A 24850-nucleotide genomic window follows, 5' to 3' on the forward strand; every position below is an offset into this window, starting at 1 on the left:
GAGTCCACCTGATGAGCGAATCCGTCAACCTCCCGGCGCTCGGGGAGAGCGTCACCGAGGGCACGGTGACCCGATGGCTGAAGAACGTGGGCGACCGCGTCGAGGTCGACGAGCCGCTGCTCGAGGTCTCGACCGACAAGGTCGACACGGAGATCCCGTCACCGGTCGCGGGTGTGGTCGAGGAGATCCTCGTCGGCGAGGACGAGACCGTCGAGGTGGGGACGCCGCTGGTCCGCATCGGTGACGGTTCCGACCAGGGCGCGTCCGACGACGCCCCCGCGCAGGATGCCGCGCCCGTCGAGTCGAACGAGCCGGTCGCGCCCGAGAACGAGCAGGCCGCCGACCAGGAGGCCCCGTTCGCCGCCCCGACGGACGAGCAGGACCACGAGGTTCCCGCGCCCGTCCCGGCACCGCCGGCGCCGCCCGCCGTCCAGCCGATGCCGGCCGCGCAGGCCGCTCCCGCCGCTCCGCCGGCCGCCGTGCCGGCGCCGCCCGCCGCCGTGCCCGCGCCGCCGGCGCCGGTCCCCGCTCCTCCGGCCGCCGTGCCGTCAGCCCCCGCGGCGGCGCCGCAGTCCCCGGCGACGTCGGCCACGGTCCCGAACCCGACCACGTCGGGCACCTCCGGATACGTCACCCCGCTCGTCCGCAAGCTCGCGAACGAGAAGGGCGTCGACCTCGCCACCGTGACCGGCTCCGGTGTCGGCGGGCGTGTCCGCAAGGAAGACGTCCTCGCGGCCGCCGAGGCCGCTGCCGCAGCGGCGGCCTCCACCGCGTCGACCAGGGCTCCGGCTGCGAGCGGGACACCGTTCGTCGCCGAGGTGTCGCCGCTCCGCGGCACCCGCGAGAAGATGACGCGCCTGCGCAAGGTCGTCGCCGAGCGGGCCGTGCAGTCGATGCAGTCCACCGCCCAGCTCACGAGCGTGGTGGAGGTCGACGTGACGAACGTCGCCCGCTTCCGTGACGCGCACAAGGCCGAGTTCCAGCAGAAGACCGGCTCGAAGCTCAGCTTCATGCCGTTCTTCGCCCTGGCCGCCGCCGAAGCCCTCAAGGCCCACCCGAAGCTCAACGCCACGGTGGAGGGCGACGAGATCGTGTACCCGGAGACCGAGAACCTGTCGATCGCGGTGGACACCGAGCGCGGGCTGCTGACCCCGGTCATCCGGGACGCGGCGGAGCTGAGCCTGGCGGAACTGGCCGGCAGCATCGCGGACCTGGCCGCGCGGACGCGCAACAACCAGCTCAAGCCCGACGAGCTCTCCGGAGGCACGTTCACGCTCACGAACACCGGTTCGCGTGGTGCGCTGTTCGACACCCCGGTCGTGTTCCTGCCCCAGTCGGCGATCCTCGGCACGGGCATCGTCGTCAAGAAGCCGGCGGTGATCACCGTCGACGGTCAGGACGCGATCGCCATCCGATCGACCGTGTTCCTCGCGCTGTCGTACGACCACCGGATCATCGACGGTGCCGACGCCGCGCGGTACCTCGTCGCGGTGAAGAACCGGCTCGAGGCGGGCGACTTCACGGCGCACCTCGGGTACTGACGCGACCACGGCGGCCCCGGTCCTCGCACGAGGACCGGGGCCGCTGTCGTGCCCGCACCGGGCGACACCGGCATCGCGGTCGCCGCACGCGGCCCGCCCGTGAGCACGAGCCCGGTGACGAGCCCGACCACGCCCAAGAGGACGCCGATCGCCACCCGGAGCGGGAGCCGCCGACCCCCGGGTACCGGTAGACCGGCCGACAACGCGCCGACGATCGTGCCCACGCGGCTCGGGAGCGACGCGGACGCGCCGTCGCCGTGGCCCGCGCTGGCACGCACCGCTCCCCCTGCGCCCCACCGCGTCGCTCCCCCATGCACCGAAGCCGGCGAGGCCCTGTCGGTGGCGACCGTGCCCGGGAACGTCGCGTGAGGCCATCGGACCGGGCGAGGCACCGCCGCGGCGACCATCGCCGCGGGCACGCGATCGGTCCAGCCGTCGACGTCGGCGCGCGCCTCGTCGAGCGCGCGCAACACGCGGTCGACTTCGGGCAGACGCGGGTCCGCCCGCTCCCACACGACGCGGCACGCCACGAGCAGGCCGTCCACACCGGCAGGCGCGCGGTGGCGACGTCCCGCCGCCGAGGAACGCATCATGGCACTCTCCGTGCCGGAACCGGGCAGGTGCGGCGGACCCCCGGATGCGCCGGGGGGCGGCTCGGCGACGACGACCGCCCCCGAGCGGTCCACGAGCACGTCCGACGGGCGTACCGGGCCGAACGGCAGGAGGACCGGCGTGCTGCCCGACACGGCGGCGCGCACGGCGAGGCGGACGAGCGGCAGCCCGAGCGTCACCGCGACACCGACCGTGAGTCCGCCGAGCACGTCGAGCGCGATCGGCAGCGGGAGACCCTCCACCTGACGGACGAACGCCATCGGGAGGCCGTCCGGACCGGCCGCCAACGCGGAGACGCGGACGAGGTGGCGGTCCCCGTCAACACCTCTCGCTGCCACCCATCCGAGGAAGCCAGCAGCCGCGTCCACGTCGACGCACGGGATCCAGGAGCCGGGCCGCCCCTGGTCGTCCAGCACGACCGCCTCGGCGACGTCCGTACCCCCGTCCGCTTCGGTACCGTGGCCCCGTCCACGGTCGACGCGCGGGGTACGCCGGTCGGGTCTCCGGGTGATCCGGACCTGCGGTGGCGCGATCCGGCCGTTCCGTCGCCCGTTCCTTCCGCGCAACCATCCGTCCATGCCCCGTAGCATCACGGTCCCCACGCCGCCACGGCCGGCCACGGAATCCACCAGGGGAACGATCCGGCGGCCAGGCACATGTGGACGACGGCTCCCGCGCCCTCCACACGGACCAGGACGGTTCGTTCGCCCACAGCGCCGACCTCGGGATCGCCGGTGTCCGGGCAGGCCGTATCCTGGACGCATGGCACGCACCACGACCCCGGAGCCGACGGCGAAGGAGCCCGGACGTCTCAAGCAGATGTTCCAGGTCTTCCAGATGACGCGGCGCGCCGACCCGACGTCGCTCGGGTGGTTCATCCTCGCGTTCGGCGTTCCCGTGCTCGCGGGCGTCCTGCTGGCGTTCCTGCTGCCGAACCAGACCGTCTTCGCCCAGATCCTCTGGATCGTCGCGGGCGTGCTGCTCGGCGTCCTGTTGTTCCTCATCGTGCTCGGGCGTCTCGCCGAGCGGGCGGCGTACTCGCAGATCGACGGCCAGCCCGGCGCGGTCGGCGCCGTCCTGTCGAACTCCCTCCGCCGCAACTGGCGGTCGAGCGAGATGCCCGTCGCCGTGCATGCCCGGTCGCAGGCCGCGGTCTACCGCGCCGTCGGGACTCCCGGCGTGGTCCTCATCACCGAGGGACGGACGGCGACGCTCTCCCGCCTGGTCGAGGAGGAGCGACGCAAGGTGCACCGCATCGTGCCGAACGTCGCGCTCCACGTGATCGCCGTGGGCGACGGCGAGGACGCCGTCACGCTGCACCGGCTGCCACGGCGGATGAACCGTCTGAAGCGTTCGCTCAACCGCAACGAGGTCGTCGCCGTCGCGAACCGGCTCGACTCGCTGACCCAGAACCCCGCGTCCGCGATCCCGAAGGGCATGGACCCGACGCGCATGCGTGCCGGGCGACCTCGCTGAGCACCCCGGATCACGACGAAGGCCCCGCTCGACTGCGGGGCCTTCGTCGTCGGCCCCCTTCGCTCGCGGGGCGAATCGTCGGCGCCCCTCAGCTCCCGGCGCGAAACGTCGGCGCCCTCCGCTCCCGGGGCGAAACGTTGGCTCCCTCCGCTCGCGGGGGCGGAATTCGCGCGTCCGCCTCGTCCCCTGAGGGCGCGCTCGGCTACCGGCGGACGAGCACGGTGCCCGGGATCCGGTCGTGCAACCCACGCTGATCCCGGTCGAAGATGAACGCGGGGATCACGATGCACAGCAGGACCGTGCGGACCACCGGCCGAACCACGCCGATGTACCCGGGTCGAACAGGTACGACCCGCAGCCCCACGCACAGGTGACCGAAGCTGCCGCTGAGCACGGCGATGAAGACGATCTGCAGCACGGCGAAGATCCCGAGGACCCACCAGCCCTCGGCGACGTCGCGGCCGGACGGGTAGACGTGGAGCGCCACGGCGACCAGGTCCGCCAGGACACCGTCGATCGCGAGGGCAGCGATCCGACGACCGAGCCGAGCGACGCTCCGGGACCCTTCAGCCGGGAGCCCGAGGTCCTTCCCGGGCCAGGTGTCCGACGAGGCGGCGGGGGCTGAGTTGGTCGGACCGGGCATACCACCCAGGGTACTGGGCCGACCGCCACGTAACCTGCCGGAAACAGTGCAGTCACGTCGGGGAAATGCCGGGTCAATAGCCTCGACGGAGGTAGCCTCCTGGCCCCCGCCATCACCAACCATTGGAGAACGACTCACATGTTCAGTGATTCCTCCGAGGTGCTCGCGTTCATCAAGGACACGGATGTCAAGTTCCTCGACATCCGCTTCACGGATCTGCCCGGTGTCCAGCAGCACTTCAACATCCCCGCCTCCACGGTCGACGAGGACTTCTTCGCCGTCGGGCAGCTCTTCGACGGTTCGTCGATCCGCGGGTTCGCCTCGATCCACGAGTCGGACATGCAGCTCATCCCCGACGTGACGACGGCCTACATCGACCCGTTCCGGGCCGAGCGGACGCTGATCATGGTCTTCGACATCTACAACCCGCGGAACGGCGAGATCTACGCCCGTGACCCGCGTCAGGTCGCCAAGAAGGCGGAGAAGTACCTCGCGTCCACGGGCATCGCGGACACCGCGTTCTTCGCTCCCGAGGCCGAGTTCTACATCTTCGACGACGTCCGCTACGAGGTGAAGCAGAACAGCAGCTTCTACGAGGTGGACAGCGAAGAGGGCGCCTGGAACAGCGGTCGTCGCGAAGAGGGCGGGAACCTCGCGAACAAGACCGCGTACAAGGGCGGGTACTTCCCGGTGTCGCCGGTCGACAAGACCGCCGACCTGCGTGACGACATCTCGCTCAAGCTCATCGACTCGGGCCTCGTGCTCGAGCGCGCCCACCACGAGGTCGGCACGGGCGGGCAGCAGGAGATCAACTACCGCTTCGACACGATGGTGCACGCGGCCGACGACATCCTGAAGTTCAAGTACATCGTCAAGAACACCGCGGAGCAATGGGGCAAGGTCGCGACCTTCATGCCGAAGCCGCTGTTCGGCGACAACGGCTCGGGCATGCACACGCACCAGTCGCTGTGGAGCGACGGCTCGCCGCTGTTCTACGACGAGAACGGCTACGGCGGTCTGTCGGACATCGCCCGCTGGTACATCGGCGGGCTGCTCAAGCACGCCCCGGCGGTCCTGGCCTTCACGAACCCGACGATCAACTCGTACCACCGGCTCATCCCGGGCTTCGAGGCCCCCGTCAACCTCGTGTACTCGGCGGGCAACCGGTCGGCGTCCATCCGCATCCCGATCACGGGCACGAACCCGAAGGCGAAGCGCATCGAGTTCCGTGCACCGGATGCCTCGGGGAACCCCTACCTCGCGTTCGCCGCGCAGATGATGGCCGGGCTCGACGGCATCCAGAACCGCATCGAGCCGCACGAGCCGGTCGACAAGGACCTCTACGAGCTCCCGCCCGAGGAAGCCAAGGGCATCCCGCAGGTGCCGTCGTCGCTCCAGGAGGCCCTCGCCGCGCTCGAGGCCGACCACGAGTTCCTCACGAAGGGCAACGTCTTCACCGAGGACCTCATCCGCACCTGGATCGACTACAAGTACGAGAAGGAGATCCTCCCGTACGCGCAGCGCCCGCACCCGTTCGAGTACGAGATGTACTTCGGCGTCTGAGTCGCAGCCGCTCGCGAGAGGCCCGCACCCGGCAGGGTGCGGGCCTCTCGTCGTCTCGTCACCGCGGAGGACGGCCGGGAGGCACGGATTGGGGGGCAGGGGCGGGCCGCCCGCGAACGTCACCGCAGCGCGCGACGCGGGACGGACCTCCCGGCCGTGTGCGGGAACGGCGAAGGGCCCGTGTCCGCCGACACGGGCCCTCCGGTTCCCCGCGGGGCTAGCGACTCGTGGCCATCAAGTCGTTCGTCCCGGCGGCGATGCTCACGGGTGCACCCGCGACCGAGGCGGTCCGGCCCAGGGATCGGACGGACCACCCCGCCTTGACCCAGTCGGTGACCGGGATGCAGTTGCGCGCGTCGATCACGATCGCGCGACCGACGAGCGCACGGAGGCTCGACGGGTCGGCCTGCACGATGTCGTCCCACTCGGTGAGGACGAGCACCATGTCGGCACCCTCGACCGCGGCCTCCATGCTCTCCGCGTAGGTGAGCGTCGGGAAGCTGCGCTTGGCGGTCTCCATGGCCTCCGGGTCCCAGAGCGAGACCTGCGCGCCGCGGAGGTGCAGGGCCGCGGCGACGTTGAGCGCCGGGGAGTCGCGCACGTCGTCGGTGAGCGGCTTGAACGCGGCGCCGATGACGGCGATGCGCCGGTTGAGCACCGAGCCCTGGGCCGCCTCGATCGCCATGTCGATGACGCGCTGGCGCTGGCCCATGTTGATCTCGTCGACCTGCTGCATGAGGCCGACGACCCGGTTCGCGCCGAGTTCGGACGAGCGGTGCATGAGCGCACGGATGTCCTTCGGCAGGCAGCCACCGCCGAAGCCGAGGCCCGCGTTCAGGAACTTGCGACCGATGCGCACGTCGTGCCCGAGGGCGTCGGCGAGCGTCGTGACGTCCGCGCCGGCGATGTCGCACAGCTCCGAGATCGCGTTGATGAACGAGATCTTCGTGGCGAGGAACGCGTTCGCGCTCACCTTGACGAGCTCGGCGGTCGGCAGGTCCGTCGCGATGACGGGCGTGCCCTCGGCGATCGGTGCGGCGTAGACCTCGCGGATGACGGCGTCCGCCGCCGCGGAGGCACCGCCCCAGACCAGGCGGTCCGGGTGCAGCGTGTCCTCGACCGCCTTGCCTTCGCGGAGGAACTCGGGGTTCCAGATGAGCTCGACGTCGATGCCGGCGGGCGAGAACTCGGCGACGAGGGCGCGCAGCCGTGCCGCCGTACCGACCGGGACCGTCGACTTGCCCACGATGAGGCCCGGGTGCGTCAGGTGCTCCGCGACGGACCGGGTGGCGCTCTCGACGTAGCTGAGGTTCGCCGCGTGGCTACCCGCTCGCTGGGGCGTGCCGACGCAGATGAAGTGCACATCGCTCGACGCGACTGCCTCGGCGAGGTCCGCCGTGAAGCGGAGCTTGCCGCTCGCGACGTGCTTGGTGATGAGTTCGGGGAGCCCGGGCTCGTAGAACGGGACCTCGCCCGCGGCGAGGGCCGCGAGCTTCGACGGATCGACGTCCACGCCGATGGTGTCGAACCCCATCTCGGCCATGGCCGCGGCGTGCGTCGCACCGAGGTACCCGGTCCCGATGACGCTGATCCGGGGCGCCGGGCGGGTGTCGAGCCCGGTGGCGGCGTGCTCGCTGTTGCTGTTCGTCACTTGCTGACCTCCTGCAGGTCGTAGTCGATGTCGGTGCGTGCGATGCCCGCCGTGAACGCGGCGAGGCTGTCGGAGCGCGAGTCGATGCGCCAGTCGTTGGTGCTGCGGACGCCGTCCGCGATCGTCGTCGCGGTCTCGTCGAAGTACGAGAACCCGATGATGTCCTTGTTCTGCGGTTCGGCCAGGGCGTCGAAGAGCGACGTGATCCACGCGGCCTTCTGGCTCGGTGCGTTGGCCGAGCCGATGCTGCCGCCGGTCTCGGTCGCGCCGATCTCGGCGAGGAAGATCGGCTTGCTGCCCTCTGTGTGCGGGAGCGCGCGGATCTGCTTGAGCGTCCCGGCGAAGGTCTCGTCGAAGGTCGCCGGCGTGGACGCGTCGCGGTAGTACCCGCTCATCCCGACCCAGTCGACGTACGGGTCGCCCGGGTAGTACTCGTTGAGGTACCCCTGCGTCATCTTCACCGAATTCGCGTTCGGCGACAGGTTGTCGATGCGCGTCGGGGACCAGTCCCAGATCACGTCGGCGTTCGCACCCTCGTTCTGGAAGATCGTCCAGACGTGCTTCCACATGTCGGTGTAGCTGTGGGTCGCGTTGCGCTCGTTCGCGGGGAGGCTCGTGATGTTCTCGGACCAGTTGTACCAGGATCCGTTCATCTCGTGGTCGAGCCGGATCACGAGCGGCATCCCATTCGCCTTGACGGCGTCGGCGTACTGCTTGATGTAGGCGTCGAAGTTGCCGTTGATGATGTCCGCGTTCGAGTACCCCGCGATGTAGGGGCTGTCGTTGCCGGTCTGCGACGGTGCGGTCTCCCAAGTCATCACGGGGAGGCGGCCGTTCGCCCACGACCGCTGCACGGCAGTCGCGTTGAACGCCTGGTCGAAGCCCTGGAAGTACCCCGCCATGTTCGCCGCTGTACCGACCTTCTGCTCGATCGCGTCGTAGTCCGCCCAGTTGAACGGGGACTGCGGCGTGTACAGGCCGTACCAGCGGGACGTCTGCGCGAGGACTTCGGCCTTCGTCGGGGCCGCGACGGCCGCCGTCGAGGTCGACGACGCCTTGGCCGGGTTCCCGGCGGCCGCGGGGGCGGCACCGGACCCGCCGGACCCGTTGGAGGCGCTGGCGGAACCGGACCCGCCCGACGTCGATCCGGACGCGGTCGTGGTCCCACCGGACGCCGCCGACTCGGCCGTGCCGAGCTTGGCGTACGCGGTCTTGAGCTGCGCCTGCAAGGAGGCGAGACGTTCGGCGCGAGAGGCGCCGGAGGCATTCGCGGACTGGAGCTGCCCCTCGAGCTTCCAGATGCGGTGCTGCGCGGCGGTGAGCTTCGCCTGCAGCTTCGCCGCGTCGGCTGTGGCGTCCGCGGTCTTCTGGGCCTGGGTCTTCACGCCCAGCGCGTGGTGCACGGCGGTGCTGACCACGTTGCCGGGCGAGATCCAGACGGCCCACGTGATGAGTGCGAGGGCGACGACGATGGCGGTGGTCCCGACGGCGGTGCGCTTGGCGTGCTTGCTCGACGGGGCCCACCAGCTTCCGGAGTGGCGGATGGATTCAGACAATGGTGAGTGCCTCCAGGGCGAAGATCGCGACACCGATGAGGTACGGGATCACCGCGTAGGGGTTGACGCGCTTGGCGGGCGTCGCCGCCGCCTTGCGCGAGATGCGGGCGTCCCGGACGGTGTCCCGACGCGTCGCGAGGACGGTGGTGGTGGAGGTGGAGGTGCTGGTGGCGTCGGCGCCGGTCGAGGAGCCGAGTTGGAACATCTGCTCGAACTCGCGGTCGACGTCCTCGGAGCGGACCTCGTCGACCCGGTCGATGGGGCTGACGGGCGGGGTGCTGTCGTGGCCGGGGACGGGTACGGCGGGCTCGGTCTCCATCGGTCCGCCCGCGTACGCACCGGCGCGCGTTCCCCAGCCCGAGGCGTGCGCGAGGCGGAAGAACCCGAGCAGCCGGATCGGCATGAGGAAGAACGTCGAGACGATGATGAACATCGGCAGGCGGACGAAGTCGGACGGCTTCTCGGCGAGGTGCCGCATCTGCCGGATCGCCATGCTGAGCACGCTCGAGACGACCATGAGCGCGGCGACGTAGACGAAGCCGGTCGAGAACCCGTACTGGTGCAGGATGCCCTGGTAGAGGTTCTGGCCCTGACCGGTGAACGCGCGGTACACCCAGCCGGCGATGACACCGAAGAGCATGAACGGCAGGATGATGTCGGTCACGAAGAACAGCGCGAGGATCGGGGCGTGGCCGATCATCCACGGGAGCATCCGCAGCGTGTTGTACTGCGAACCACGCGCCCAGCGGAGCTGCTGCTTGAACAGCTTCTTCACTTTGAGCGGCGCATCCGTGTACACGAGTGACGTGTACTGGTAGACGGTCCGGTAGCCCTCCTTGAGCGTGAGGTTCGTGAGCGTCCGGTCGTCGGACACCTCGAGGAACACGCCCATGAACTTCTCGGTCATGAACTTCTCCATGACGCGCATGAGGATGCTGCGGCGGAACGCGATCGTCCGGCCCGGGAGGCACCCGATCTGCCCGAGCACGCTCTGCGCCGGCATCGAGTAGAGGGCTCGGGAGTTCTCGAGCCAGTCGGCCCAGCGGGTGATCCAGCTGCGCTCGGGTTCGAGGATGCGCTGGCGCGTCGTGACGCCGCCCACGGACTCGTCGGCGAACGGCTTGACGAGTTCGTCGAGCGTGCCGGGGGTCCAGACGGTGTCCGAGTCGACGAGGATCGTGATGTCACCGCGCGAGAGCTCGGTTCCGATCTTGACGGCGTTGCGCTTGCCGGGGATCGGGGTGTGCGTCCAGGTCACGAGGGGTGCGAATTCCTCGCAGACCTGCACGAGCCCCGCGTTGGGCGCGCCGTTGATGACGACGATGATCTCGCCCGGACGCTGCTCGACCATGCGGCCGATGACGTCGCGGAAGAGGTCGAGTGGCTCGTCGACGACGGGGACGACGACGCTCGTCGTCCCCGTGAACGTGCCCGTGTACGGCCGGTACCGGGCGGAGATCACCACCTTGGCGATCCAGAGGAGCCAGATGATCGCCGAGTACACGGTGAACAAGTAGAACTCCGGGTGTCCATCGACCATCTGGCGGATTTGGAGGATGAAAGTGAACATCGATCCCTGCTTCGGCGTTCGAGGTGGGATTCCGCGCCATCGGGGAACCAGGGTCAGTTCGGGTGCTTCATTTCTGACAGAGCGTGCCGGAGTCCGCAACGCGGCCCCCGTCCGGGGGTGTTTCACGCGCGTTACGGGGTACATCGGGGTCGGTCGTTCGCCCTACCCGACGTGTCCGCCGTCCGCCCGACAGCAGGAAGGGGGACCGACGGTTCCGCATCGAGCCGATGTTCCAGCGCCGGAACGGCCGTTCGCCGCTTCGGTCCGTCTCGCATGATTCCCTGGTCACAGCCTGTTTTCGTCCTCGACAGGTGTCGCCCGGGGGCCGGACCGGGACCACTGCGTCGAACCGCGGGCGGCGCCGCGCCGGAGCCGCGCAGTCCCTGAGCGCCGGGGTACACCGTTCCCAGGTCGGGGGACGATCCGCGCCAACACGAAATCACCCGTGATCGGCGGGCGCATCACCCGCGAGATCTGCATCTCGGGCGTGTCGGGCGCAGATCCGAGTGGTCTGCCGGCCCGGGAGCACCGGCTGTCGCCCGGCGGCTCTCGTCCGCAGGAATGTCAGCCCTCGACGGGGCTCCGGTCCGGTCCTCCGTAGAACTCGCGCTCGAACACCTGCCGAGCGCGGCGCGTCGTCGCGAGGTAGTCCTCCTCGAGCTGCGACGCCGACCCGTGCGGGTACCCGAGCAACCGTGCGACGCCCTCGAGCTGGGCTCGCTCGACGGGGAGCACGTCGGTCGTGCGGCCCGTCCAGAGCACCAGCGCGCTGCGGGCCCGCGATGCCAGGAGCCACGCGTCGGCCAGGCGCTCGGCGTCGTCCGTCGTGACCAGCCCGGCGCGCTCGGCGGCGCGCAGTGCCCGCAGGGTCGACGTCGTCCGGAGCCCGGGGATCGCGAGTGCGTGCCGGAGCTGGAGGAGCTGTACGAACCACTCGACGTCGCTGAGTGATCCCCGCCCGAGCTTGAGGTGCCGAGCGGGGTCCGCGCCGCGAGGCAGCCGCTCCGACTCCACGCGCGCCTTGATGCGCTTGACCTCGCGGACCTCGCGGTCGTCGAGGTGTTCCGGGTACCGCGTCAGGTCGGCCAGGTGCTCGAAGTTCCGGAGCAGTGCGTCGTCGCCGACCGCACCGCGGGCGCGGAGGAGCGCCTGCGCCTCCCAGGTCAGGGACCAGCGGGCGTAGTACGCGGCGTACGACTCGAGCGTCCGGACGACCGGGCCGTTCACACCCTCGGGCCGCAGTCCGATGTCGAGGTCGAAGGGGAACAGGGCGTCCTCGGTGCAGGTCCCGAGGCGCGTCACGATGCGGCGGGCGGCACGTGCGGCGGCCTCGCGGTCCCAGCCGTCCGCGCGGTACACGTACAGGACGTCGGCGTCGGAGCCGAAGCCGAGTTCGCGGCCGCCGAACCGGCCCATCGCCACGATGCCGAACTCGAGCCCCGGCGCGGTCCCCCGGCGCGCGAGCTCGAGCGCGCCCGTGAGCATGGCCTCGGACACGTCCGTCAGCGCCTCACCGAGTTCCTCGACCCGGATCCGCCCCATGACCGCGGCCATGCCGAGCCGGAGCGTCTCGCGCCGACGGGCAGCGCGGAGGACCGCGGCGGCGCCCACGTCGTCCGTCGCGTGGCGCGCGACGGTCGCCTCGGCCTCGGCGACGAGCGCGGCACGTGGACGCGGTCGCAGGAGCTCGTCGGGGTCGTCGAGCCACCGTGCGGCCTCGGGCGTCCGCTCGAGCAGAGCGGCCAGGAACGCGGACTCCGACAGCACGACGGTGAGGCTGTAGGCGGCGCCGTCCGAGTCACGGAGCATGCGGAGGAACCAGTTCGACTCCCCCAGCGCGTCGCTGAGCCGTCGGAACGCGAGCAGGGCGCGGTCCGGTGCCGGACCCTCGGCCATCCACCGCAGGAGGACCGGGAGGAGCGTGCGCTGGATCGTCGCCCGTCGCGACACCCCCTGCGTGAGCGCGCGGATGTGCTCGAACGCGCCGTCCGGGTCCACGAACCCGATCGCCGCGAGGCGCTGCCGCACCTGGTCGCTCGTGAGCACGATGCCGTCCGCCGACGTCGCGGCGACCGCCGACAGCAGCGGTCGGTAGAACAGCCGCTCGTGCAGGCCGCGGACCTCGCGCTTGACCGAGCGCCACCGGGTGAGCAGCTGCTCGGCGCTCGTCGCGAGCCCGGTCGACCGCGCCAACACGCGCAGGTCGGACTCGTCGGCGGGCATGAGGTGCGTGCGACGCAGCCCCCGGAGCTGGATGCGGTGCTCGAGGACCCGGAGGAACGCGTAGTCCGGCCCGAACCGCGCCGCCTCGGGACGCCCGACGTACCCGGCGTCGGTGAGGGCTGCCATCGCATCGAGCGTCGCACGCTGCCGGACGGTCGGGTCCGTGCGACCGTGCACGAGCTGGAGGAGCTGCACCGTGAACTCGACGTCGCGCAGCCCACCCGGTCCGAGCTTGATCTGCCGGTCCACCTGGTCGCCCGGGATCGCCGCCGTGACGCGTTCGCGCATCCGCTGCACGGACTCCACGAAGCCGGGCCGGTCGGACGACTCCCACACGAACGGCGCGACCGCCGCGACGTACCGCTCGCCGAGGTCGCGCGAACCGGCGATCGGCCGCGCCTTGAGCAGTGCCTGGAACTCCCACTCGCGGGCCCACCGGGCGTAGTACGCCACGTGCGAGTCGAGCGTCCGCACGAGCGCGCCGTCCTTGCCCTCGGGGCGGAGGTTCGCGTCGACCTCCCAGAGGGGCGGTTCCGCTGCGAGATCCGTGATGACGTGCGTCGCGGCGATCGCGATGCGCGTCGCGATGAGGACCGCGCGGTCGGTGCCGACGCCCTCGGTGGGCTCGGTGACGAAGATGACGTCGACGTCGCTGACGTAGTTGAGCTCGCGGGCGCCGGCCTTGCCCATGCCGATCACGGCGAGCGGAGTCGCGGCGACGTCGCCCTCCGGGAACGGGACCTCGCGCCGGGCGATCGCGACGGCGACGTCGAGGGCGGCGCCAGCGAGGTCGGCGAGTCCCGCGGCGACGGCCGGGAACGCCTCGGTCGCGTCCGGGTGCATGACGTCGTGGAGCGCGATGCGGGCCAGGAGGCTGCGGTAGCGCACCCGGAGCCGGACCCGGGCGTCCTCGCCGACCGCGCCGTCGACCGCCCGCTCGAGCGCCTGCCGGTAGGTGTCGGCGTCGTCCGGCGGTGCGACGGGGTCGAGCAGCAGGGCGAGCTCCCCGGGCCGGCGGACGAGGAACTCCGCCAGCCCCGCCGACGCCCCGACGAGGCGGATGAGGCGCTCGGTGGCTGCTCGGTCGGCGAGCACGGGGGCGACGGCCTCCGGCGCGGCGTCGAGCAGCCGCTCGACCGCGAGCAGTGCGCCGTCGGGGTCGGCCGTGGCCCCCCAGGTCGACGCGGCCTCGGCGACGGGAACCCGACCGCCGAGGGCCGCGATCCGCTCCTGTGCCGTCCCGAGGTCCGCGAACCCGAGGCGCGCCAACACGCTCCGCGACGTCGTCGTCGTGTCGCTCATGCGGTTCCTGGTCCTGCTCGGCGGTGGTTCCGGGCCCGGAGCACCGTGCGCTCGGACCCGCTCGTGGTCCGGTCCGGCTAGAGCCGCTCGAGGTTCGTCTCGAGCTCGAACGGCGTCACCTGGTCGCGGTAGGCCTTCCACTCCTGCCGCTTGTTGAGCAGCACGAAGTTGAACACCTGCTCGCCGAGTGTCTCGGCGACGAGCTCCGAGTCCTCCATGAGGCTCAGCGCGTGGTCGAGGCTCGCCGGCAACTGGTTGTAGCCGAGCGCACGGCGTTCCGCGTCCGTGAGGCTCCACACGTTGTCCTCGGCCTCCGCGGGGAGCTCGTAGCCCTCCTCGATGCCCTTGAGCCCCGCGGCGAGGAGCAGCGAGAACGCGAGGTAGGGGTTGGCGGCGGAGTCCATCGCCCGGTACTCCACCCGGCTCGACTGCCCCTTGTTCGGCTTGTACAGGGGCACGCGGACGAGGGCCGAGCGGTTGTTGTGCCCCCACGTCACGAAGGACGGAGCCTCGTCACCGCCCCAGAGGCGCTTGTACGAGTTGACGAACTGGTTCGTGACGGCGGTGATCTCGGGCGCGTGTCGGAGCAGCCCCGCGATGAACTGACGGCCCATCGTCGACAGCTGGTACTCGCCACCGGGCTCGTAGAAGGCGTTCTGGTCGCCCTCGAACAGCGACACGTGCGTGTGCATGCCGGAACCCGGCCGACCCGACAGCGGCTTCGGCATGAACGTGGCGTAGACGCCCTGCTCGATCGCGACCTCTTTCACGACGGTGCGGAAGGTCATGATGTTGTCGGCGGTCGTCAGGGCGTCCGCGTAGCGGAGGTCGATCTCGTTCTGGCCCGGGCCGGCCTCGTGGTGGGAGAACTCCACCGAGATGCCGAGGTCCTCGAGCATGCGCACCGAACGACGCCGGAAGTCGTGGGCACTGCCGCCGGGCACGTTGTCGAAGTACCCGGCCTGGTCGACGGGCTCCGGGCGACCGTCGGTGAGCGCCAGGCTCTTGAGCAGGTAGAACTCGACCTCGGGGTGCGTGTAGAAGGTGAAGCCGCGCTCGCCGGCACGTGCGAGCGTGCGCTTGAGGACGTTGCGCGGATCGGCCACCGCGGGCTGCCCGTCCGGGGTCGTGATGTCGCAGAACATGCGGGCGGTCGGGTCGACCTCGCCGCGCCAGGGCAGGATCTGGAACGTCGAGGGGTCCGGGTGCGCGAGCACGTCGGCCTCGTACGAGCGGGTGAGGCCCTCGATCGCGGAGCCGTCGAACCCGATCCCCTCGGCGAACGCACCCTCGACCTCGGCGGGGGCGATCGCGACGGACTTGAGCGTGCCGATGACGTCGGTGAACCAGAGTCGGATGAACTTGATGCCGCGCTCCTCGATGGTGCGGAGCACGAAGTCCGTCTGCTTGTCCATGCACGCCCTTTCTGATGGTCGTCACTAGGGTAGTGGCCATGCCCCGACTCCGCTTGGCGCTCGCACAGACCAACCCGGTCGTCGGGGCGTTCGAGCGCAACGCGGCAGGCATCATCACGGCCACGCGATCGGCCGCCGAGCAGGGCGCGGACCTCGTCGCCTTCGGCGAGATGGCGATCTCCGGGTACCCCATCGAGGACCTCGCCTCGCGCCCGTCGTTCCTCCGCGCCGCCCGGGAGGCCGTGGAGACCCTCGCACGCCGCCTCGCCGACCAGGGCCTCGGGGACGTCGCCGTCGTCGTCGGCCACCCGGACGGCCCGTTCGAGCCCCGCTCGGTGGACGTCACCACCGCGCCGAGCGCCATCGCCCAGAACTGCGCGAGCGTGCTCCAGCACGGGCGGGTCATCGCCACGACCGCCAAGTACCACCTGCCGAACTACTCGGTGTTCGACGAGTACCGGGTGTTCATCCCGGGCGACGACCTGCTCGTCGCGCGCATCGCCGACGTCGACGTCGCGATCATCATCTGCGAGGACCTTTGGCGCGAGGGCGGTCCGGTCGCCCGGGTGCTCGCCGCCGACGCCGGCTTGCTCCTCGTCGTCAATGCCTCGCCGTGGATCGCGGACAAGGACGAGGTCCGCCTCCCGCTCGTCACCCGGCGGGCCACGGAGTCCGACACGATCGTCGCCTACGTCAACATCGTGGGCGGCCAGGACGACCTGGTCTTCGACGGGGACAGCCTCGTCGTTGACGAAGCGGGGACGGTCCTCGCCCGCGCCCCACAGTTCCGGGAGCACCTGCTCCTCGTCGACCTCGACCCCGCGCCGGCGACCGACCCGGTCGTGACCGAGGACGTCCACCGGGTCCTCCTCGACACCCCGGACACCACCCCCGGGAGCATGGCGCTGGACGGCCAACGCCCGGCACTCCCCCGCGACGTCGCCGAACCCCGTGACGACCTCGAGGAGATCTGGAACGCGCTCGTCCTCGGCACACGCGACTACGTCGAGAAGAACGGCTTCCGTTCGGTCGTCCTCGGCCTGTCCGGTGGGATCGACTCGGCGGTGTGCGCGGCGATCGCGGTCGACGCCCTCGGCCCCGACCGCGTGTACGGCGTCTCGATGCCGTCGCAGTGGTCGTCGGAGCACTCCCGCTCGGACGCCGACGACGTCGCCGAACGCCTCGGCCTGCACTACCGGACCGAGGCGATCGCCGACCTCGTACGCCCCTTCGAGGACCAGCTCCACCTGACCGGGCTCGCCGCCGAGAACATCCAGGCCCGCGCCCGGGCGCTCGTGCTCATGGGGCTGTCGAACCTCGACGGTCACCTGGTGCTCACGACCGGGAACAAGACCGAGCTGTCGGTCGGGTACTCCACCATCTACGGTGACTCGGTCGGCGGCTTCGCACCGATCAAGGACGTCCCCAAGACCCTCGTGTGGGAACTCGCCACGTGGCGCAACCGGTTCGCCGCGGGACGGGGCGAGACCGAGCCGATCCCCGAGAACTCGATCACCAAACCGCCATCGGCCGAGCTCCGTCCCGACCAGAAGGACGAGGACTCGCTCCCGCCGTACGAGGTGCTCGACAGCATCCTGGACGGGTACATCACCCGGGCCCTGGGTGCCGCCGACATCGTGGCGGAGGGTCACGACCCCGACACGGTGGCCGAGGTGACCCGGCTGGTCGACCGCTCCGAGTGGAAGCGCCGGCAGGGTGCCATCGGCCCGAAGATCTCGGGCATGGCGTTCGGACGCGACCGTCGTCTGCCGATCACGTACCGGCCGCAGCAGTACCGCTGAGGCCGGGCCTCCCGGCCGGATGACGAACGGCCCGGCACCCCATGGGTGCCGGGCCGTTCCTCGTGTCGGCTAGCGATCGACCAGCGACGACGCGTCGTCGCTGAAGAAGTCCTCGTACCGTGGGCCACCGCTGCTCGTCAGCGTGCCGCGGCGCCATTGCTGCCGGAGCCGGCGGTAGGTGGCGATGCGGGCCGGCTCCACGCCGGACTGGGACTCGTACAGGCTCATCTGGTGCCTCCTCTCGACGGAGCGAGGACACCGGACCGGATGCTGGCATCGGTGGGTCGCCGTGGTCAGCCTCCCCGCCCGCTCCGACGGTACGTCCGACGGGGTCGCGACGCGATCGGACTGCGCGAGCCGGACGAGGTCCTGCGCACATCGGACCTCCGCTCGCGCGAACCGGACATCGGCGGGGCAGCGGCGGGACGGTCAGCCCTGCGCGTCCTCCTGGTCCCACCGTGCGTTGTTCGCACGGACACGCTCGAGTGCCGCCTGCGCCTCCTCGCGCGTGTCGAAGGGCCCGATGCGGTCCCGGTTCGGGGACTGCATGCCCTGTTCGACCTGGTGCGTGGTGGTGTTGAACCAGAACTGGGACTCGATCCGTTCGTCGCTCATGACCGCGAGCGTACGCGCGAGGATCGGGCCCGTGACCGCCGGATAGACTCGGCAGCATGCCCCGGGACGAACACGGACACCTCACTGCCGGCCGCATCAGTCCCACCCGCCCCGTCCCCGCGGACATCGCCCGACCGGAGTACGTGGGCCACGTCGAACCGCACGAGCACGGCCTGGGCGACACGTACACGCCCGACGAGGTCGAGCGGATCCGGACCGCGGGCCGTATCGCGTCGCAGGCGATCGACGCGGTCGCCGCCGCCATCCGCCCGGGGGTGACCACCGACGAGCTCGACCGGGTCGGCCACGAGTTCATCGTCGCGCGGGGCGCATACCCGTCGACGCTCGGCTACCGCGGGTTCCCGAAGTCGCTCTGCTCCAGCGTCAACGAGGTCATCTGCCACGGCATCCCGGACGACACGGTGCTGCAGGACGGCGACATCGTGAACATCGACATCACGGCGTACAAGGACGGGGTCCACGGGGACACGAACCGGACCTTCGTCGTCGGCACCGCGAGCCAGGAGGTCCAGGACCTCGTCACCCGGACCGAGGAAGCCATGCGCCGTGGCATCCGCGCCGTCGCTCCCGGACGCCAGGTGAACGTCATCGGGCGGGCGATCGAGTCCTACGCCAAGCGGTTCGGGTACGGCGTCGTCCGTGACTACACCGGCCATGGCGTCGGGCGGGCGTTCCACTCCGGGCTCATCATCCCCCACTACGACGCCCCGCAGTACGACACCGTCATCGAGCCCGGCATGGTGTTCACGATCGAACCGATGCTCACCCTCGGTGGTATCGACGCGGACATCTGGCCCGACGACTGGACGGTCTCGACCCGCGACAAGTCCTGGACGGCACAGTTCGAACAGACCCTCGTCGTCACCGAACGCGGCGCCGAGCTCCTCACCGTTTCCTGAACCCACCAGCACCGGAAGGCACTCCCCCCATGGCACAACTCGCGGTCGGCGTCGACATCGGCGGAACCGGCATCAAGGGCGCGATCGTCGACGTCGAGTCCGGCGCGCTCACGAGCGACCGGATCAAGAAGGCCACGCCCGAGGGCGGCAAGCCGGACGACATCGCCGAGGTCGTCGTCGAGATCATCAACGAGCTCGGCATGACGAACGACGAGCCGATCGGCATCTGCTTCCCCGCCGTGGTGAAGGACGGCCGGACCATGTCCGCGGCCAACGTGTCGAAGAAGTGGATCGGCTTCCCGGCCGAGGAGCTGTTCGAGAAGCGGCTCGGGCGGCAGATCCACTTCGTCAACGACGCCGACGCAGCGGGGTTCGCCGAGCAGCAGTTCGGTGCGGCGAAGGGCGTCGACGGCCTCGTCATCATGACGACGCTCGGCACCGGCATCGGCACGGCCCTCATCAACGACGGGGTGCTCATCGTCAACGCCGAGCTCGGACACATCGAGATCGACGGGGTCGACTACGAGACGAAGGCGTCGTACGCGGCGAAGGAGCGCGACGACCTCTCCTGGAAACACTGGGCCAAGCGCCTGCAGAAGTACTACTCCCACCTCGAGGCGTACCTGTCCCCCGAGCTGTTCGTCGTCGGTGGCGGCATCTCGAAGCAGCACGAGGAGTTCCTGCCGCTGCTCGATCTCCAGGCGAAGATCATCCCCGCGACGCTCCGCAACAACGCGGGGATCATCGGGGCCGCGAAGCTGGCGGCGGACAGCAAGGAGTGACGGTCGGGAGGGGCGGCGCCGCCTGGCACCGCCCCTCCCGTCCGTCGGTCCTGCCGTGTCCCGCCCCGTTGAACCGGTTGCTTCCGGTGGAACCGCGGCATGCCGGTGTTCAACCGGAAGGTACCGGTTCGTCGGCCGTTGACGACGTCGGTGCGAATGGGCCGGCCGTACGCCGGGTTCTGTCCCGCCGCTCGCGCGGCGGTGACGGCCATCTATCTCGGACCGACGTCGCCGTCGGCCTCCAGCGGTCCACCCGAGGACTCAGCGAGCAGCTTCGTCGTCCTCTGTCTGACCTTGCTCCGGGCGAGGTTTACCGAGCAGATCCGGTCACCCGGATCCCTGGTGGTCTCTTACACCACCGTTTCACCCTCACCGCCGGGTTGCCCCGACGGCGGTCTGTTCTCTGTGGCACTGTCTCGCGGGTTGCCCCGGGTGGGTGTTGCCCACCGCCCTGCTCTGTGGAGCCCGGACGTTCCTCGGCACCCCGAGGGGTGACGCGACCGTCTCACCGACCCATTCGCGCGTCCACCTTACCGGCCCGATCGCCGAGATCGCAGTCGTCGCCGCTCGGACGGCCCTCAGCACGGCCACCGCGGCGGTCGCACCGGGTGGTCAGAGCCCGGACTCGGCCGTCCGCACGAGGATCGCGTCGCTGTCCGGGCAGAGCAGGACCTCGTCCGGCGCGGCCGCGCGGACGGTCTGGAGGTCCGAGGCCGTGAGCGACACACCGGACGCGGTCGAGACCCCACCCTGGAGCAGGCTCGCGCCGAAGCCGTACCGCGCCCGCTGCCGCTCGTACAGCGCGAGGAGGTCCGCGGGGACGCGCGCGGCGACGGTCTCGCGGTTCGCCCGCACGTGACCGAGGTCCTGCTCGAGCGAGGCCACCTGGGCCTCCCGCTCGTGGAGCAGCCGGTCGTGCTCGCCGTCGATCTCGGCGAGCTGCGCCTGGACGTCGCCGAGGCGGGCCTGCGCGACCTCGAGCCGTTCCATGACCTCGAGCTCCGTGGTCTCGAGGTCGTTGATGCGCCGGGTGAGGCTGGCGAGCTCGCTCTCGAGCCCGGCGGCGTCCTTCGCGTTCTTCGCCGCCTGGAGCAAGGTGGTGTCGCGGTCGATCCGGGCCTGTGCCGTCGCGGTGTCGGACTCGAGGCGCGCGAGCTCGCGTTCGGCGTCCTCCACGCTGCCGGTCGCCGCGGCGAGGTCGCTGCGGAGCACCGCCGCACGCCGCCCGAGCTCCGCGAGGTGCTCCCCCTTGCGGAGTCCGGTGATGCGGTGGCCGATGCGGGTCACGTCGTTGTCGATGCGCTGGAGATCGAGGAGGAGGAGTTGTGCCTCCGGGGCTGCCTTCACGCGGCGGCTCCTTCCGGGTCGGTCGACTGGGGCCCCTCGTCGGTCCCGTCGGCATGCGGGGCGGACGACGGGAGGACGGCGAAGTCCCAGGGGTCGGTTCGGATGTCGCTCACGGTCACCCGGACGCCCGTGGCGTCGGCGAGCTGCGCGGCGGCGACGTCGAGCCAGAGCCACTCCGTGGCCCAGTGCGACGTGTCGACGAGTGCCGGACCGTCCGACAGCATCGCGCGCTCCCGGAACTCCGACGCGGGATGGTGCCGGAGGTCGCTCGTGACGTAGACGTCGGCGGCGAGCACCTCGGGAGCACCGAGCAGGGAGTCGCCGGCACCCGCGCAGAGTGCGACGGTCCGGACCGGGCGGTCGTGCTCGCCCGACACGCGGACACCCGACGCCGTGGCGGGCAGGACGTCGACGAGGTGCCGCGCGAGCGCCCCGAGCGTCATCGGGGCGGCGAGGACGCCCACCCGGCCGATCCCGGTCCCCGGTCGGGCGCCCGGTTCGATCGGGCGCTGCTCGACGAGACCGAGGCGGTCGGCGAGCACCGCGGAGGTCCCGGTCGTCACGACGTCGGCGTTCGTGTGCGCGGCGAGGAGCGCGCAGCCGCCGCGCACGAGGGTGGCGAGGACCGACCCCTTGTACGTGGTCTCGGCGATCGTGGTCACACCACGCAGGAGCAACGGGTGGTGCGCGACGAGCAGATCGGCGCCGAGCGCGACGGCCTCTCGCGCGACCTCGGGGACGGCGTCGACGGTGAGGTGCACGTGACGGACCTCGGCATCGGGGTCGCCCGACACGAGTCCGACGGCGTCCCACGACTCGGCGCCGTCGGCGGGCCAGAGGGCCTCGGCGGCGGCGAGGACGGCGCGGAGGGTCGGCATCGGCCCAGTCTACCGAGGGCCGTCGGCCCCGAGCGGCACGTCGGCCCCGAGCGGCACGTCAGCCCCGAGCGGCAGGTCAGCCCCGAGCGGCACGTCAGCGCCGAGCGGCAGGACAGCCCCAAGCGGCAGGACAGCCCCGAGCGGCACGTCAGGCGCGGCGGAGGACCCGCAGCAGGCGGGCGACGACGCGTGCCCACCAGCTCGGCGTGGTCGCCGCGACGTCGGACGGCACGGGCTCCCCCGGTGCCGCCACGTCGGAACGGTGCTGCTCGTCGGTGTCGGTGCCCGCGAGCGGCCCGGCAGATGCCTCGACCGCGGTGTCGGACCCGGACCGGACCAGACCGAGCGGGAACGCGGTCGCCGCACCGGCGTCGGCACCCGTGTGGGCGCGCAACGCGGCGACGAAGGCCTCGTGGTCGATCGCGCTCGGGCCCGTGGCGGGCGGCACGAGCGGCGTCGGACGCGTCACCGCGGCCACCGGAGCGACCGGCGCGCTGGCGGACTCGACGTCGAGGTCCTCGCGGTCGAGGGCGTCGGCGAGGACGGACTGCAGGGCGGGGAGTGCGTCGCCCCGGGCCGGCGTGGTGGTGGCCCGGGGCGAGACGGCGGTGCGGGCTGGTCGGGCGACCACGGCGGCGGCGAGGAGGTCCGCGAAGACCTCGGTGGCCCAGGCCCGGGCGGCGGCGACCTCGGGGTCGGAGGACCGGGCGATCCGGGCCTCCCATGCGGCGAAGCGCGCGCGGTCCTCGTCGCGGCGGCGCAGTTCTTCCTCGAGCAGGGAGATGCGCTCCACGGTGCTCCGGCCGGTCGCGGTCGCGAGCTCGACGGCGAGGTCCCCGATCCGGAGCGAGATCCGGGCCGGGGGCTCGGGGAACGTCGGGGCGCAGGCGGAGGCGTGCCGTCCGCGATCACGGCGGAAGGCGGCGGGCGCGGGGTCCACGAGCGTGGCGGGTGCCGGGTCGTCCAGCGGAGCGACGTCGAGTGCCCGCACGGGCTCGGCGACGACGGCCGCAGCGGCGACGGGTTCGGCCGCCGTCTCCGGACCGCCCGCGTCCGTGCCGCCCGCGTCCGTGCCGCCCGCGTCCGGAGCGGCCGCCGTGTCGGTCTCGGTGGGGAGTGCGACAGGCCCGGTCACCGGCGGCACGACGAGGTCCGGGACGTACGGGGCGTGGACCGCCGGCACGTCCCGGAGCCACGCCTCGACCTCGCGGCCGAACGGGTCGACGAGGGCGGGACGTGCTCCGGACTGGGTCTCCATGGCCGAATCGTAGGCAGGAGGAGCGGAGGAACCCGGATGATCGGCGGTGTGTCGCGTTCCGAGCGGGGCCGCGGTGTCGTCCGGAGACGTCACCTGCCAGCGCTACCGCTGCCCGCGGCCACGGCTCCGAGCAACGCAGCGCCGTCCGGCGAGCCGAGCCCGGTGCAGGCGTCCCACCCGGGAGCCGCCGCGAAGGCGCCGTTCGACCCCGACGTGACGTCGCGGAAGGTCGACGCCGCGCTGTACAGCACCGGCTGCGCGAGCCCGAGCGGCCGCCCGGTCGACTGGACGATCCGGGCGATCAGCGCGGCCCACAGCGGAGCGACCGCGCTCGTGCCGCCGATGACGGTGCGGTTGCCGTCGACGAGGACCTCGTACCCGGTCTGGGGATCGGCGACCGCGGCGACGTCGGGGACGCCTCGGCCGCCCGATGACCCGGCGGTGCCCGGCACGCCGACGCCCTGCTGCCAGGTCGGCAGCGGGAACGCATCGCTGACCCCGCCGCCCGTGGCGCCACCGCTCGCGCCGTCGTTCCACACGGTCTCGGAGGTGATCGTCGTGCCCGAGGCCTCGAGCCGGGTCCCGCCGCAGGCGAGGACGTGCGGGCTCGACGCCGGGAAGTCCACGTGCTGCCCGCCGTCCGACTGCCCGTCGGTGCTGCCGTTGTCGCCCGCGGCCGCGGTCACGGTGACCCCGAGGGACACCGCGTCGACCACGGCGTCGTCGAGCGCGGAGCGGGCCTGGGCGGTCCAGGCGTCCTCGCTCTGTCCCCAGCTGATGCTCATGGCCGTCGGGGTCGGAGTCGCGTGCGCCGCGGCGGCCACGGCGTCGACGAAGCCGGCGTCGGTGTTCGGGGCGAAGTACACGACGATCGCCGCTCCGGGAGCCAGCGCCCCCACCACCTCGACGTCGAGCATGACCTCGCCGTCCGCGCCGTTCGGATCCCCACCCGGGACGTTCTCGGCGCCGTCGACACCCGCGGCGGTCACCGACGGGGAGCCCACGCCGAGACCGGAGAAGTAGGTGTCGAGGTCGGACTGCACGTACCCGCCGCCGAGTTCGATGATCGCCACCGTCTGGCCGGAGCCGTCGGTGTCGGGCGGGAACGCGTACGCGGTGCCGAGCTCGACGGGCGAGTAGCTGGTCGAGCGGGCGGCGGCGGGCACGGAACGGAACTGCGTCCGCGCCTGCGGGCGGTCGTCGAGGCCGAGCACCGCCACGACGACGCCGTCGAGTGCCGCGGGGACGCTCAGGCCCCCCGACCGGTGCCGGTGCTGGGCACTGCCACCGCCGGGCGCGTCGCTCGTGACGGTCTCGAGGTCCGTGCCGAACGCCCGGCCCATCGCCGCGGTCGTCCCCTCGACGCGCACGTGACGCGTGGCGGGGTCGGCGCTGAGGACGGTCAGGTCGAGGGCCTCCAGCGTGGTGCGGACGAGGTCGAGGTCGGCCTCGGTCGCCCCGTGCGCACTGACGAACGCGGCGCGGTCCATCGGGACGGCGGTGCCGTCGAGCGGCGCGACGGGGTTCGCGCGCCGCACCACCACGGTCGCCTGGACCGGGGAGTCGGGCGGGAGGGCCGCCGCGGCGCGGACGCCGGGGGCGGACGGACGCTCGCTGCCGGCGAGCGGAACGAGCTGCGGGTCCTTCGAGCTGTCGGTCATGGCACCGGTCTACTCCGCACCCATGACGTCGCCCG

Annotated in this window: 18 protein-coding genes and 1 other RNA gene; 6 read left to right on the forward strand and 13 right to left on the reverse strand. The window is 71.6% G+C overall.

The window, feature by feature from the left end:
* The first annotated feature begins 11 nt into the window (after window positions 1–11).
* Together sucB and DEI86_RS00625 are read left to right on the forward strand one after the other, a co-directional pair.
* Complete coding sequence (gene sucB, locus DEI86_RS00610) at window positions 12–1541, forward strand: 2-oxoglutarate dehydrogenase, E2 component, dihydrolipoamide succinyltransferase (RefSeq protein ID WP_111048549.1); 1530 nt, start codon at window positions 12–14, stop codon at window positions 1539–1541.
* A gap of 1374 nt (window positions 1542–2915) precedes the next feature.
* Entirely contained in the window at window positions 2916–3629 is a 714-nt protein-coding gene (locus tag DEI86_RS00625; RefSeq protein WP_111008788.1) for a DUF4191 domain-containing protein, read from the forward strand.
* Between the two features lie 202 nt (window positions 3630–3831).
* Here the strand turns inward: DEI86_RS00625 and DEI86_RS00630 are convergent, their stop codons facing one another.
* Window positions 3832–4272, reverse strand: coding sequence for an RDD family protein (locus tag DEI86_RS00630; RefSeq protein WP_111012509.1), 441 nt, complete (start codon window positions 4270–4272; stop codon window positions 3832–3834).
* 138 nt (window positions 4273–4410) lie between these two features.
* Between DEI86_RS00630 and glnA the strand changes: the two genes are divergently transcribed.
* The gene (gene glnA / locus DEI86_RS00635; protein ID WP_111008786.1) at window positions 4411–5835 is read left to right on the forward strand and encodes a type I glutamate--ammonia ligase; all 1425 of its coding nucleotides are present in this window, start codon (window positions 4411–4413) and stop codon (window positions 5833–5835) included.
* 217 nt (window positions 5836–6052) lie between these two features.
* On the opposite strand, the gene DEI86_RS00640 is transcribed toward glnA, so the two are convergent.
* From DEI86_RS00640 to DEI86_RS00660, 5 genes are all read right to left on the reverse strand, one after another.
* The gene (locus DEI86_RS00640) at window positions 6053–7486 is read right to left on the reverse strand and encodes a UDP-glucose/GDP-mannose dehydrogenase family protein (RefSeq protein ID WP_111048552.1); all 1434 of its coding nucleotides are present in this window, start codon (window positions 7484–7486) and stop codon (window positions 6053–6055) included.
* On the reverse strand, window positions 7483–9042 hold the full coding sequence (locus DEI86_RS00645) for a glycoside hydrolase family 26 protein (protein ID WP_111036388.1): 1560 nt from the start codon (window positions 9040–9042) through the stop codon (window positions 7483–7485). Before DEI86_RS00645 ends, DEI86_RS00640 begins: the two co-directional genes overlap by 4 nt.
* Window positions 9035–10612 carry a glycosyltransferase gene (locus tag DEI86_RS00650; protein WP_111012511.1) on the reverse strand — a complete coding sequence of 526 codons (1578 nt, stop codon included), beginning with the start codon at window positions 10610–10612 and terminating at the stop codon, window positions 9035–9037. Before DEI86_RS00650 ends, DEI86_RS00645 begins: the two co-directional genes overlap by 8 nt.
* A gap of 564 nt (window positions 10613–11176) precedes the next feature.
* Complete coding sequence (locus tag DEI86_RS00655; protein WP_111048553.1) at window positions 11177–14137, reverse strand: bifunctional [glutamine synthetase] adenylyltransferase/[glutamine synthetase]-adenylyl-L-tyrosine phosphorylase; 2961 nt, start codon at window positions 14135–14137, stop codon at window positions 11177–11179.
* A 77-nt stretch (window positions 14138–14214) separates the two neighbouring features.
* A complete protein-coding gene (locus tag DEI86_RS00660) occupies window positions 14215–15552 on the reverse strand; it encodes a glutamine synthetase family protein (RefSeq protein ID WP_111008781.1) in 1338 nt (445 codons plus the stop codon).
* Between the two features lie 38 nt (window positions 15553–15590).
* Between DEI86_RS00660 and DEI86_RS00665 the strand changes: the two genes are divergently transcribed.
* Window positions 15591–17354 carry an NAD+ synthase gene (locus tag DEI86_RS00665; RefSeq protein ID WP_111012836.1) on the forward strand — a complete coding sequence of 588 codons (1764 nt, stop codon included), beginning with the start codon at window positions 15591–15593 and terminating at the stop codon, window positions 17352–17354.
* A gap of 69 nt (window positions 17355–17423) precedes the next feature.
* On the opposite strand, the gene DEI86_RS16390 is transcribed toward DEI86_RS00665, so the two are convergent.
* Window positions 17424–17582: a hypothetical protein gene (locus DEI86_RS16390; protein ID WP_181434642.1), complete on the reverse strand. Its 159-nt coding sequence runs from the start codon at window positions 17580–17582 to the stop codon at window positions 17424–17426.
* A gap of 201 nt (window positions 17583–17783) precedes the next feature.
* A complete protein-coding gene (locus DEI86_RS00670) occupies window positions 17784–17969 on the reverse strand; it encodes an SPOR domain-containing protein (protein ID WP_111012513.1) in 186 nt (61 codons plus the stop codon).
* Between the two features lie 56 nt (window positions 17970–18025).
* Between DEI86_RS00670 and map the strand changes: the two genes are divergently transcribed.
* Complete coding sequence (gene map, locus DEI86_RS00675; protein WP_111008779.1) at window positions 18026–18889, forward strand: type I methionyl aminopeptidase; 864 nt, start codon at window positions 18026–18028, stop codon at window positions 18887–18889.
* 29 nt (window positions 18890–18918) lie between these two features.
* A complete protein-coding gene (gene ppgK / locus DEI86_RS00680) occupies window positions 18919–19671 on the forward strand; it encodes a polyphosphate--glucose phosphotransferase (protein WP_111008778.1) in 753 nt (250 codons plus the stop codon).
* A 152-nt stretch (window positions 19672–19823) separates the two neighbouring features.
* Here ppgK and rnpB read toward each other — a convergent pair.
* From rnpB to DEI86_RS00705, 5 genes are all read right to left on the reverse strand, one after another.
* Window positions 19824–20188: RNase P RNA component class A (rnpB, locus tag DEI86_RS00685), an RNA gene on the reverse strand.
* 95 nt (window positions 20189–20283) lie between these two features.
* Window positions 20284–21018 (reverse strand): zinc ribbon domain-containing protein, encoded by a 735-nt coding sequence (locus DEI86_RS00690; protein WP_111008777.1) that lies wholly within the window; start codon window positions 21016–21018, stop codon window positions 20284–20286.
* Complete coding sequence (locus DEI86_RS00695; protein WP_111048554.1) at window positions 21015–21896, reverse strand: Nif3-like dinuclear metal center hexameric protein; 882 nt, start codon at window positions 21894–21896, stop codon at window positions 21015–21017. The genes DEI86_RS00690 and DEI86_RS00695 overlap by 4 nt, the downstream gene beginning before the upstream one ends.
* Before the next feature lie 148 nt (window positions 21897–22044).
* Window positions 22045–23154 carry a hypothetical protein gene (locus DEI86_RS00700; RefSeq protein ID WP_111048555.1) on the reverse strand — a complete coding sequence of 370 codons (1110 nt, stop codon included), beginning with the start codon at window positions 23152–23154 and terminating at the stop codon, window positions 22045–22047.
* An 89-nt stretch (window positions 23155–23243) separates the two neighbouring features.
* Window positions 23244–24815: a protease pro-enzyme activation domain-containing protein gene (locus DEI86_RS00705; RefSeq protein WP_111048556.1), complete on the reverse strand. Its 1572-nt coding sequence runs from the start codon at window positions 24813–24815 to the stop codon at window positions 23244–23246.
* Window positions 24816–24850 lie beyond the last annotated feature (35 nt).

Source organism: Curtobacterium sp. MCBD17_028, assembly GCF_003234875.1.
Classification (GTDB): domain Bacteria; phylum Actinomycetota; class Actinomycetes; order Actinomycetales; family Microbacteriaceae; genus Curtobacterium.